Source organism: uncultured Brachyspira sp., assembly GCF_910578695.1.
GTDB lineage: Bacteria > Spirochaetota > Brachyspiria > Brachyspirales > Brachyspiraceae > Brachyspira.
The window spans coordinates 48884-61654 of record NZ_CAJTQJ010000010.1; the positions used below are offsets into that span (position 1 = coordinate 48884).

At 26.9% G+C, this 12771-nt stretch carries 9 protein-coding genes and 1 pseudogene; 3 read left to right on the forward strand and 7 right to left on the reverse strand.

What is annotated here, in order from left to right:
• Positions 1–62 precede the first annotated feature (62 nt).
• The 4 genes from QZ288_RS04930 to QZ288_RS04945 all read right to left on the reverse strand — a co-directional run bounded on the left by QZ288_RS04930 (position 63) and on the right by QZ288_RS04945 (position 4463).
• Complete coding sequence (locus QZ288_RS04930; protein WP_295155782.1) at positions 63–1109, reverse strand: galactose ABC transporter substrate-binding protein; 1047 nt, start codon at positions 1107–1109, stop codon at positions 63–65.
• Positions 1110–1222: 113 nt separating this feature from the next.
• Positions 1223–2227 carry a galactose ABC transporter substrate-binding protein gene (locus tag QZ288_RS04935; RefSeq protein ID WP_295155785.1) on the reverse strand — a complete coding sequence of 335 codons (1005 nt, stop codon included), beginning with the start codon at positions 2225–2227 and terminating at the stop codon, positions 1223–1225.
• Between the two features lie 116 nt (positions 2228–2343).
• On the reverse strand, positions 2344–3375 hold the full coding sequence (locus QZ288_RS04940) for a galactose ABC transporter substrate-binding protein (RefSeq protein ID WP_295155788.1): 1032 nt from the start codon (positions 3373–3375) through the stop codon (positions 2344–2346).
• 83 nt (positions 3376–3458) lie between these two features.
• Positions 3459–4463, reverse strand: coding sequence for a galactose ABC transporter substrate-binding protein (locus tag QZ288_RS04945; protein WP_295155791.1), 1005 nt, complete (start codon positions 4461–4463; stop codon positions 3459–3461).
• A 398-nt stretch (positions 4464–4861) separates the two neighbouring features.
• Between QZ288_RS04945 and QZ288_RS04950 the strand changes: the two genes are divergently transcribed.
• The 3 genes from QZ288_RS04950 (at position 4862) to htpG (ending at position 9637) form a co-directional block, all read left to right on the forward strand.
• Positions 4862–6172, forward strand: a complete 1311-nt coding sequence (locus QZ288_RS04950) for an NCS2 family permease (protein WP_295155793.1) — start codon at positions 4862–4864, stop codon at positions 6170–6172.
• A gap of 255 nt (positions 6173–6427) precedes the next feature.
• Positions 6428–7489: a 3-dehydroquinate synthase gene (gene aroB, locus QZ288_RS04955; protein WP_295155796.1), complete on the forward strand. Its 1062-nt coding sequence runs from the start codon at positions 6428–6430 to the stop codon at positions 7487–7489.
• A gap of 225 nt (positions 7490–7714) precedes the next feature.
• Positions 7715–9637 (forward strand): molecular chaperone HtpG, encoded by a 1923-nt coding sequence (gene htpG / locus QZ288_RS04960; RefSeq protein WP_295155798.1) that lies wholly within the window; start codon positions 7715–7717, stop codon positions 9635–9637.
• 144 nt (positions 9638–9781) lie between these two features.
• Here the strand turns inward: htpG and QZ288_RS04965 are convergent, their stop codons facing one another.
• The 3 genes and pseudogenes from QZ288_RS04965 to QZ288_RS04975 form a co-directional block, all read right to left on the reverse strand.
• Entirely contained in the window at positions 9782–10957 is a 1176-nt protein-coding gene (locus QZ288_RS04965) for a hypothetical protein (protein ID WP_295155801.1), read from the reverse strand.
• 117 nt (positions 10958–11074) lie between these two features.
• Positions 11075–11264 (reverse strand): annotated as a pseudogene (locus tag QZ288_RS04970) (IS1595 family transposase); the annotation flags it as partial.
• 181 nt (positions 11265–11445) lie between these two features.
• Positions 11446–12771 (reverse strand): BspA family leucine-rich repeat surface protein (locus tag QZ288_RS04975; protein WP_295155804.1); only part of this gene is annotated, 1326 nt, incomplete at its 5' end.

Here is a 12771-nt window from a genome sequence, read left to right on the forward strand (position 1 = left end):
AATTATTAAAATATATAGGGATATTAATATAATTTAATATCCCTAATATTATAAAAATTTAATTATTTATAAGCTTCTTCAGCTACATTTACATTATTTTTAGTTATAGGTACATAAGGAACGCGTACTGCTTTAACATCGTCTAAAGTCCAAGCAGTGCCTTCTAATGGATCTTTGCCTGCAGCAACATTCAAAGTAATGTCTACTAAAGCCTGAGATTGTCCGATTGGATCATTAAGAACAGAGCCTACTACAGTTCCTTTTTTGATTTCATTTATCATATCAGGAATAGCATCAACACCTACTATAGGTATATATTTTGTAGTGTCGCCTTCTTTATTGTATCCTAAAGCCTGTATAGACTGTAAAGCACCTAAAGCCATAGCATCATTATTACAGAAAATATATTCAAGTTTATCTCCATATTTTTGTATCCAAGCATCAACTATATCTTTAGCTTTTGCTGTATCCCACATAGCAGTTTGTTCTTCTAATCTTTCAACTTGAAGCCCATTATTAGTGATATATAAAGTAACATGGCTTGTTCTAGCTTCAGCATCTGGGTGTCCTGGTTCGCCCTTTAATAAAGCATACTGTATAATACCGTCGCCGTTTTTATCCCAATTAGGATTAGCTTTCCAAGTATCTACAACAACCTGACCTTGCATATCGCCTGATTCTTCAGGAGTAGTGCCTACATACCAAGTTTTATCATAGCTGAATATAGCTTCAGAACTAGGCTGTTTATTGAAAAATACAACTGGTATTTCTTTTTGTTTAGCTTTATCTATAATAGTCTGAGCTGCCTGAGGATCTACTAAGTTAATAGCTAATGCTTTTGAATCTTTATTCAGCATAACATCAACTTGATCATTTTGCTGAGCCTGATTATTCTGCGAATCATTGATTATTAAATTAGCTTTTCCTTTGATTTTACTTTCAATGTTTCTTCTGTAGAATGACATAAAGTTATCATCATAACGATAAATTGTTACTCCTATAGTAGGACCGTCATTAGCTGCAGATTTAGAATCTCCGCCGCCGCAGGATATTGTAAAAATTGAAGACATTACTAATAATGCTCCAATAACGATTAGTGATTTTTTCATATTAGAAAACTCCTTAAATTAATTAATATTCTCTTCATACTAGTATATAAATTTATTTTCTTAAATCAAGTAAAATCGCTTTTTATTAATACAAAGATATTATGCATAATAACTTATTCATTTATATTATCAATTGTAATAGCTTTATATGGAATTTTTACAGATTTTGCATCATTTAATCTCCAGGGTGTGCCTGATATAGGATTATGCTGTCCTTTAAAAAGATTTACTGCCAAATCTGAAATAGCTCTCGCTTGTAAAACTTCATCATTAATAACTGTCCCAACCATTGCCCCATTTTGTATCTCTTTTATGCTTTCAGGTTCAGCATCTATTCCTACTATAGGTATATATTTATCTAAATCGCCTTTATTATACCCTAAACTTTGTATAGCAGATAAAGCTCCCAAAGCCATTTCATCATTATTAGCTATAATATATTCTATTTGAGATTTATAATCTGCCATCCAAGAAGACATTATTTCGCTTGCTTTCTCTCTATCCCACATAGCTGTCTGTATATTTAATATATCAGTTTCTAAACCATTGTCATTCAAAAATGATATAACATTTTCAGTTCTTATTTCAGCATCTATATGTCCGGGTTCTCCCTTTATTATAACGCATTGTATTTTTCCGTCATTATTTTTATCCAAAGCAGCATTATTATTCCAATCATTTAATATTATCTCGCCTTGCAAGTCCGATACCTCTTTGCTTGTTGTTCCTACATACCATACCTTATCGTATGAAGACATAATATCAAAATCAGGTGCTTTATTAAATAAGATTAATGGTATATTATTTTCTTTGGCTTTATTAATTACATTTTCTGCTGCCTGAGGATCTACTAAATTTATAACTAATACTTTTACGCCTTTTGATATATAATCATCTATTTGTTCATTTTGAGTTATTTGATTATTTTTAGAATCGCTTATAATATATTTTGCTTTTCCTGAAAGAAATTTCGATATATTATTTTTTATAGAGTTAGCAAATAAATCATCAGTTTTATATATGGTAATACCTATAAAGCCGTCTTCATAATTTGAATTATTTGAACATGATATAAACAATAATATTAAAAGAATCATTAGAAAATTTTTTTTACTCATATACTACTCCTATAATATTTTAATATTAATTTATAATATAATTACTATTTGTAAACTTTATTTTAAATATAAAATACTATATATAGTTTCTTAAATTAATAAAAAACAAATTTCTATTATTTGTAAGCCTCCGAAGATTCGTCTATATTTTCTAATGTTATTGCTCTGTAAGGTTCTCTGACAGCCTTTGAGTCATCTAATTTATATTCTGTTCCTGCAAGCACATCATTGCCTTTTGCTATATTAAGAACCATATCAACTATGGCTTTAGCCTGATCTTTAGGACTTTGTAAAACTGTTCCGACTACACTGCCTTTTTTTATTTCTTCAATAATTTCAGGAATAGCATCAACGCCTACTATAGGTATGAATTTATTACTGTCTCCTATATTGTATCCCTGTTTCTGAATAGATTTTAAAGCTCCTAGAGCCATAGCATCATTATTAGAGAATATAAACTCTATATTATTGCCGTATTTTTCTATCCAAGAATCTGCAGCTGTCTGAGCTTGAAGTATATCCCAATTTGCTGTTTGTTCATCTAATTGTTCTATAGCTATTTCATTATCGCTTAATACAGCTTTTATTCTTTCTGTTCTGGCTTCTGCATCAGGATGTCCTGCTTCTCCTTTTAATATAACATACTGTATTTTTCCATCTCCATTTTTATCCCAAGCAGGATTTGAATTCCAAGCTTTAACTACTATATCGCCTTGTATATTTCCTGATTCTTCGCTTAAAGTTCCTACATACCACGCTTTATCATAAAGCATCATATCCTCTTTACTAGGCTCTTTATTAAAAAATATTACAGGTATTCCTGAAGGTTTTATTTTATTTATCATAAAGCTTGCTGATGAAGGATCTACCAAATTTATAGCCAAAGCATCAACTTGTCTTTGTATAGCGGCATCCACCTGATCATTTTGCTTTACTTGATCATTTTCTGAATCATTCATTATGAATTTTGCTTTTCCATTAAGCATAGTTTCAATATTTCTTCTCATAAATGATATAAAATTATCATCATATCTGTAAATAGTGATTCCGACTTCTATTTCATTATTTTGTTCTGAAGTATTGCCGCAGCTTATAATTAGTAAAATAAATAATAAAAATACTATAAAAGTAATTACTGCTCTATTCATAAAAAACTCCGATTTTTATATAGCTATATTTTAGTTTATTAAAAAAAATATATAAGTCAAATTAAATTATTAAAAAATATATTTTATTTATATATTTTTACAGCTGTATCTAAATTGGATCTTGTTATCGGTATATATGGTATTGTAATATATTTATTATTATAAAAATTAAGATGAGTACCGTCTAAAGGCGATCTTCCGTTTATTAAATTTTTGGACACAGATGATAATGCTTCAGCCTGAGCAGAAGGGTTTTGCAGTACAGTGGCAAATATACCGTAATTTTCTATTTCTTTCAAACATTCAGGAATTCCGTCTATTCCTACTATAGGAATATAATTCAGCATTCTGCTGCTATTGTTATAACCGAATTTTCTTAAAGCATCAAGTGCTCCTAATGCTAAATAGTCATTATTGCATATTATATATTCTATTTTTGAGCCGTATTTATCTATTAAAGTTTCCATAGCTTTTGATGATGCATCTCTGCTTGAAACAGAAATTTCTGATAGTATATGTAATTTTATATTATTAGATGCTATATACTTTTTCATATATTCAGTTCTATTTATAGTATCATTATCATTTAAACTGCCTTTTATTATAACAGCCTGTATTTTTCCGTCCTGATTTTTATCCCAATTAGCCCTTTTTTTCCAGCTTTCAATTATTACTCTTCCCTGAGAATTTCCTGCTTCTTCGCTTTTACCTCCTATATACCAAACTTTATCATAACTATTCATAGCTTCCAAGCTAGGTTCTCTATTAAAAAACAAAATAGGCATATTTCTTATACTTATCTTATCTATAATATTTTGTGCCTGAGATTTATCTACTAAATTTACAGCTAATATATTTACATTTTTTTGCAGTAACATTTCTATTTGAGCATTTTGAGTTGCTTGGCTATTATAAGAATCAACCATTAGCAATGAGGAGCTTTTATTTATACTGCTTTCTATATACTGTTTTAAATATTTTATATAATTATCATCGTATCTGTAGAATGCTACTCCTATACTTGATGATTTCTTTTGAGAATATAAAAGTACAGAAAATAATAATAATAAAATAAATATTTTTTTCATTTAATAGTCTCCTAATAATTAATTAATTATATTTAATTAGATTTTATTGTCAAGTATGCTTTTATTTTTTATATTAAATTATTTATTATATGTTTTTTTATTATTTATAAAATAATAATTTTTGCAATTATAAAAATTGTAAATGTAGGGCATTTATAAAAATAGACTTATAATACTTATTAGAATAAAAAAGCTCAATATAAAAATTATGAGTTTCTTACATTCATTTGCAAAATGGCAGGAACAATTAAAATAATTTTATTTATATATGACAGCTGCTTTTATTTTTATTAGAATAAAATATTGCAAAAATTATAATACCATATATATTATATCTTTCTTAATTATTAATTTTTATTTGTAAAATTAATAAAAAAACTGCATCAAGGAATATATCTATGAAAAACTTTTTTAAACTCAAAGAGAATAATGCTAATATTAAAACAGAAATAATAGCAGGCTTTACCACTTTTATGACTATGGCTTATATACTTGCAGTCAATCCTGATATATTAAGTTCTGCAGGAATGGATAAAGGGGCAGTATTTACAGCTACAGCATTATCTTCAATAGCTGCAACATTAATAATGTCATTGCTTGCTAATCTTCCTTTTGCTTTAGCTCCGGGTATGGGATTAAATGCATTTTTTGCCTATACGGTTGTGCTTGGTATGGGATATAGCTGGCAAACTGCTTTAACTGCTGTATTTATAGAAGGTATTATATTTTTAATTCTTACTATCTTTAATGTTAGAGAGGCAATAGTTAATAGCATACCTGTAAATATGAAAAGAGCTATTTCGGTGGGTATAGGATTATTTATAGCTTTTATAGGGCTTCAGAATGCTAAAATTATAGTAAATAATGATGCTGTTTTACTTGGGCTAGGAGATATTACTTCAGGAAGTGCCTTGCTTGCTATTATAGGGCTTTTAATTACTGCAATTCTGCTTTCATACAATGTTAAAGGTTCTATTCTTTTGGGAATATTTATTACTGCAATAATAGGCATACCTATGGGTATTACTAAAATTTCTCCTGATGCAGGATTTATACCGCCTTCATTAGAGCCTATAGCTTTTAAACTTGATTTCAAAAGTATATTTAATTCTAATGTATTTATAGTGCTTTTTACTTTTCTTTTTGTGGATATGTTTGATACAGTTGGCACATTAGTAGGAGTTTGTACAAAGGCAAATATGCTTACAAAAGAAGGAGAAGTTCCTAGATGCAAACAGGCTTTATTTGCTGATGCTGTGGGTACAGTTATAGGAGCTTGCTTGGGTACATCTACAGTTACTACTTATGTAGAAAGTGCTTCGGGTGTTGCTGAGGGCGGAAAAACAGGATTAACTTCCTTTGTTGTCGCTGTATTATTTGCAGTTTCATTATTTTTATCTCATATATTTTTGGCTATACCTAGTGCGGCTACTGCTCCTGCTTTGATTATAGTAGGATTATTTATGATGACTCCTATATTGGAAATTAATTTTAATGATTATACTGAGGCTGTTCCTGCTTTTATATGTATAATATTTATGCCTTTCAGCTATAGTATAGCAGAGGGTATTACTTTCGGAGTATTATCATTTACTATATTAAAATTTGTTTCAGGCAGGACTAAGGATATATCATTACTTACTTGGATATTATCAGCATTGCTTTTAATAAAAATATTTATGCCTATGATTCAGAGCATTATAATGTAATTTTAAAATTTATTAATGTAATTTTTTAAATTTATTATTGAATAATGAAAACTATGAGTTTATTTTATAGTTTATTAAGTTATAAAAACTGCAGGAGTATTATATTAAAAAAATAATACGGCTTATTAAAACAATTTTTGTTAACAGCAATAAAAAATTATTTGCATTTTATTTTTAATATTATATATTGAATTATTATTGTTTAATAAAAAAACAAATAATTTATTTTAATATTATGAAAATGGATTTTAGTATATGAATAAAGCAGAAGTAAAAATAAAAAATGATTTAAATATTAATTATGATATTTTAGTTAGGAAAGGATTAATAAAAGATACAGGAAAATTAATAAAAAATATACTAAAAGGAAATAGGGCTTTAATAATTACAGATGATATAGTAAATAAACTTTATGCTGATATTGTAAAAGAAAGTTTAGAAAAAGAGAATATTATTACTTCTTTATGCGTCCTTCCAAATGGGGAGGCAAATAAAAATATAGAAAGCATTAATAATATTTTTTCTTCATTAGCAGAAAATGAATTAAGCCGTAAGGATATAATAATAGCATTAGGCGGAGGAGTAATAGGAGATATGGCTGGATATGCTGCCGCTGTTTGGATGAGGGGTATTGATTTTGTGCAGATTCCAACTACTTTGCTTGCATGCGTTGATTCTTCTGTAGGCGGAAAAACAGCAATTAATATAAAAGAAGGTAAAAATCTAGTAGGTGCATTTCATAGCCCTAAACTTGTTATAATAGACAGCAATACTTTATTATCTCTTCCCAAAAGAGAATTTAACGGAGGAATGGCTGAAGTGATAAAGCATGCATTCTTATTTGATGAAGCACTTTTGGAATTGATAGAGGCACATATTCATAATAATACCAATTTAGATATTGACTTTATACTTAAAAGAAACTGCGAATTAAAAGCACATATTGTAGAGATAGATTATAAAGAGCAGAAAGAAAGAATGTTTTTAAACTTCGGGCATACTATAGGGCATAGCGTAGAGAATGCAGCAGGCTATGGGGTACTGCTTCATGGCGAGGCTGTTGCTATAGGTATGGTTTTTGCTATAGAATATGGTATTAAAAAAGGAATAACTAAAGATAAAAATATATTGGAAAGAGCTAAAAATATATTAAGTAAATTCTCTCTTCCAATACATATACCTGATAATATAAATCTAAAAGATTCCATTAAATTAGATAAAAAAAGAAGCGATGATAAAATTAATTTTGTATTTTTAGAATCCATTGGAAAGCCTTATATAGAAAAAGTTAGTATTAATGATATTATAAATTATTAATTTTAAGATTTTTAACTCATCGCTAATTAATATATTTTATATTATTTAATATGCTGTTTTTTTACATATTATATTAAAAAATATAATATTAAAACAGTTGATTTTTTTTATTTTTTATTATAATATATAGGCATTCAATTTTTAGACTTTATATATTCGCTTTAATACTTTTTATATTTAATCTTTAACCTGTAAGGAATTTTTTAAAAATAAAGGAGTTTTATTATGGCAGAAAAGCAAATACTTAATTTTGAAGCCGAAACAAAGCAAATATTAAATTTAATGGTGCATTCTATATACACTCATAAAGAAATATTTTTAAGAGAGCTTATATCAAATGCAAGCGATGCATTAGATAAAGCAAGATTTGAATCTATAACAAATGCAGATAAATATACTGATATAGATAATTTAAGAATAAAAATAGAAACAGATGAACAAAATAAAATTTTAACTATAAAAGATAATGGAATCGGTATGACAAGAGAAGATGTTATAAGTAATATAGGTTCTATTGCAAGAAGCGGCACTAAAGCATTTTTAGAGAAAATACAAAAGGATAAAGAGGCATCAGGCAAAAACGGAATAGATTTGATAGGGCAGTTTGGAGTTGGATTTTATTCTGCTTTTATGGTGTCTGATAATATTATAATAGAGACAAAACATACTGACAGTGAAAAGGGCGTTCGTTGGGAAAGTAATGGAGACGGTTCTTATTCTATAGAAGATATCGATAAAGAGGATAGAGGAACTACTATAATTTTAAAATTAAAAGGAAAAGATGAAAAATTAGAAGAAGACGGCTTTGTTGATGATGATTACTGCAATAGATATACATTAGAAAATTTGATACATAAATATTCAAACTATGTTCATTATCCTATTATTATGGATATGCCTATACCTAAAAAAGATGATAATGAAGTTCAGCAGTATGAAGAGAAGACAATTAATTCTATGATAAGTATATGGCAGAAATCAAAAAGCGATGTTAAGCCTGAAGAATATAATGAATTTTATAAAGAGCATTTTCACGATTATGCAGATCCTTTTGAAGTTATACATACAAAGGCAGAAGGAACTATAGAATATACGGCACTTTTATTTATACCTTCAAAAGCACCTTTTAATTTTCTTCACCCTGATTTTGAAAGAGGATTAGAGCTTTATTCAAGAAATGTATTTATAATGAGCAAGTGTAAAGATTTGCTTCCTGAATATTTAAAATTTGTAAGAGGATTAGTTGACTCTCCTGACTTCTCTCTAAATATTTCGAGAGAGATTTTACAGCATAGCACTCAGTTAAAAAGAATAGCTTCTAATGTTGAAAAGAAAGTTTTAGATGCTTTAGAAAATATACTTAAAAATGACAGAAAAAGATATGAGAAATTCTTTAAAGAGTTAGGCGAATCTATAAAAATGGGTATATATTCGGATTTCAGTAAAAAAGATAAATTATCTAATCTTCTATTATTCCAATCTTCAAATACTGCTGATGATGAATATACAACATTAGCAGAATATAAATCAAGAATGAAAGAAGGTCAGGAGTTTATATATTATGCTGCTGCTAAAGATAAATCTGCTATAGAAAAACTTCCTCATATGGAGGGTATGAAAGATAAAGGATATGAAGTGCTTTATTTTACTGACAGAGTAGATGAATTTATGGTTAGTATGATGCAGGAATTTGACGGCACTAAACTTCATTCTATACTTCAGGCTGATAATAAAAAATCTGAAAATAAAGATGAGAATAAACAATCTGAAAATAAGGATATACTTAATGCTATAAAAGATGTATTAGGTGCTGAGAAAGTTGCTGATGTGAGAGAAACTGACAGGCTTAAAGAGAGCGTTGTATGTTTGTCTAATAAAGAAGATTCTATCAGCTTTAATATGGCTAAAGTTCTTGCAGAATCGGGCAGTAATATGTTTGGAATGAAGCCTGAAAGAGTATTAGAGATTAATACTTCTCATGATGTATTTAAAGCAATAGAGAAAGAATATCAGGCTAATAAAGTTTCTGATATGTTCAAAGAGTACAGCGAACTTCTTTATGATGAAGCATGCATACTTGAGGGACTTCCTCTTGATGATCCTAAACTATTTGCAAGCAGAATGAGTAAATTAATGCTTAAATTATAATTTTAATAAAAAAGCTTAATATAAAAATTGTGAGTGCCTGATATTTTAATAATTAAGGGATAATAGCTCACAATTTTTTTATTGGCATTAATAATTTTTTCCTTAAAATCAAATTTAAAATCAAATTATAAAATATTAAGAAAATTAATTTATATATATTATAGGTATTATAAAGCATACTATAAAAGAAAATAACAAATATACATAAATAAATAGAGAAGGCTTATTGTCTATAATAATATTTTGTTTATCATCATATTCTCTGTTTTTAAAAGATATAATATTATTTAAAGTTATAATTATTAAGTGAGCAAGAAATATTATATTTAAAATAATCAATGTTAATTTATTCGGTGTAAGCCCGTAATAAGCTATTCTGTATATTGAAGCTGTTATAGTTAATATATTAAAAAGAAAAGCGAATAAAGGCACTATCAAATACATTGCTTTTATAAATATACTGGATTTTTTATCCATTCTAGCAAACATTAAATTAATTACAGTTAATGATAAAATACTATTATATAATATGTATATTAATCTGTTAGTATAAGGTCTTGACTTATCATAAAACATAAAAAACATCATTATAAATACAGCAAGTAAAGTTATTATTAAAAAGAATCTTGAAATATATACTGACATTATAGATTTTGTTTTATTATATATAAAGTATGATATAAACGGTATAAATCCGTATAGAAATATAATAAGACATATAACTAATTTTGCTATTATAAAAAGTATTTCATCTGAAGAGGAGAATAATGCCATAATTGAAAAACCGAATATAAACAGAGAATAAATAACAATAGTAAATAATGTACTGCTTGCCGTATTTATTATTAAAAACCATAGAAATGTATCTCCAAATACAGTGAAGAAATTTGATGTATTATCTTTATCAAATATATTAAAATGATTATATGAAAGCATTATTATAGTAAAGAATATAATACTTAAAAATATGCTTCTATTTATGAGTATTTGAAAATCAGCTGTATTTACAGGAGGCATATATACATAATTAAAAAAGATATTTGAAAAACTTGATATAAGACTTATAAGCAGAAAGGATAAAAATGTAATTAAAATAACTTTTTTATTGAAGTTATCTATATGAAAAAAAACAGCAAAGCAAAATAGATAAAAACTAATAAAGAAATGCATATTCAAAAATATTGGAAATATATAGCTTCTATTAATATTTCTTAATGTAAGTATATAAATGCATATAGGTATTGTTGATATTGCAGCTACTAATAAATATTTTAATGCTTTTATATATACTTTTTTATCTTTAATTAGAATATTATTCATTAAACTTCTCCATAAATCTCTCCATAACCTGTATAATAATATATGGGGCTGTCCTAGATAATTAAAAAGCTCCATTTTTGCTAAATTATAGACTATTTCTAATTGTTTTTCAATATCTTATCTAAATTGGCATTTTTTAATAAATGAAAATGTTCTTTGTTGTATTCCATTAAATTTACGCAAATGTCTTTTTGCTTGATTCTAAAAATTCTCAATACCATTAATATGATTTTTTTCTTCAGCAAACTTCTCACTATGATTAATTCTAAAGTGCTGCCGAAGTCTCAGCTACATCTAAAATATTATATCTACAATGAGATAATCTTAAAAAATAATAAGAAGATGTTATTTTATTAATTTTTACTAATACTGAATATGTCTTTGTTGAAAAATGCTCTATTAATTTTAATTGTTTTTCTTTACTCAACGCAAAAGGCGTGCGTTTCATACATAAAATATAACAATTTTATGTTATCTAGGTCATCTCCTTAATTTTTATACCAAAAAGGAATGCTGACCATTGCACTCCCATTAAACATATACTTCATATAGAGAACTTTATTAGTATCCCAACTATCTAAAGGCTGATTAAAACTTTTAGCCCCCCAAAACATACATTCCATACTTTTTACATTAGACACATTCCAATTATCTAAAGCCTGATTAAAATTAGAAGCATAATGAAACATATAGCTCATATCTTCAATATTAGATACATCCCAATCATTCAAAGGCTTATTAAAACTGTTAGCTCCTGAAAACATACTACGCATATTTTTCACTTTAGATACATTATAGTTCTTTAAATCCTGATTAAAACTTCTAGCACAAGAAAACATATACATCATACTAGTAACATTAGAAGTATTCCACTTATCTAAAGGCTGATTAAAACTTCTAGCACAAGAAAACATACGGCTCATATTTTCCGCTTTAGATACATCCCAATTATTTATATTATGATTAAAGAATAATGCATCATAAAACATTCTTTCCATATTTACAACATTTGAAGTGTCCCAAGTTTCTATGCCGTCAAATTTTCTTAATTTGGAATTTTTAAAAAGATAGCTCATATCTGTTATTAAAGAAGTATCTATTTTATCAAATTTTATTTTTTCTTTTATTAACTTAATTAACTCCTCTTTATTTTTTGGCTGATGTATTTTATTTTTATCTTGCTTAATTTTCTTTTCTTTAGGTGCTGATTTTTTTTCTGCTTTTTCTAATTCTTTATACTCTTTTATGATTTCTTCTTTTTTATCAATCAAATCTTTTAATTCATCATAATAATTATTTTCCATCTTTTTTATGATTTCAGCTACTGACTTTTTATTATATTTTAATGCAGCTTGATAAAATTTTTTTATATCAGAAGATTTGATTAAAAGATTATCTAATTCACTAAAAGCCTTTTTTGTATTTTTATTATAATAAAATTTTAAATATATTTCTAAAACATTATTTCCATCAAGTGCTAAAGCATTTTTAAACATATCCTCAATCTCTGTTAATTGAGAAATATCCCAATTATTTAAATCCTGATTAAAACTTTTAGCATTTTCAAACATACAGCTCATACTTTCAACATTAGAAGTATTCCATTTATCTAAAGGCTGATTAAAACTCTTAGCTCCGTTAAACATATAAGACATATATTTTACATTAGACACATTCCACTTATTTAAAGGCTGATTAAAACTTTTAGCTTCATAAAACATAAAACCCATATCTTTTACATTAGATACATCCCAACTATCTAAAGGCTGATTAAAACTTTCAGCTTCTCTAAACATACTTCTCATATTTTCCAC

Excerpts from the sequence above, each read along its gene's own strand:
- QZ288_RS04945 (WP_295155791.1), bottom strand. The coding sequence starts at position 4,463 with ATGAAAAAAATATTTATTTTATTATTATTATTTTCTGTACTTTTATAT.
- QZ288_RS04965 (WP_295155801.1), bottom strand. The coding sequence starts at position 10,957 with ATGAATAATATTCTAATTAAAGATAAAAAAGTATATATAAAAGCATTA.
- aroB (WP_295155796.1), top strand. The coding sequence starts at position 6,428 with ATGAATAAAGCAGAAGTAAAAATAAAAAATGATTTAAATATTAATTAT.
- QZ288_RS04940 (WP_295155788.1), bottom strand. The coding sequence starts at position 3,375 with ATGAATAGAGCAGTAATTACTTTTATAGTATTTTTATTATTTATTTTA.
- QZ288_RS04935 (WP_295155785.1), bottom strand. The coding sequence starts at position 2,227 with ATGAGTAAAAAAAATTTTCTAATGATTCTTTTAATATTATTGTTTATA.
- htpG (WP_295155798.1), top strand. The coding sequence starts at position 7,715 with ATGGCAGAAAAGCAAATACTTAATTTTGAAGCCGAAACAAAGCAAATA.
- QZ288_RS04930 (WP_295155782.1), bottom strand. The coding sequence starts at position 1,109 with ATGAAAAAATCACTAATCGTTATTGGAGCATTATTAGTAATGTCTTCA.
- QZ288_RS04950 (WP_295155793.1), top strand. The coding sequence starts at position 4,862 with ATGAAAAACTTTTTTAAACTCAAAGAGAATAATGCTAATATTAAAACA.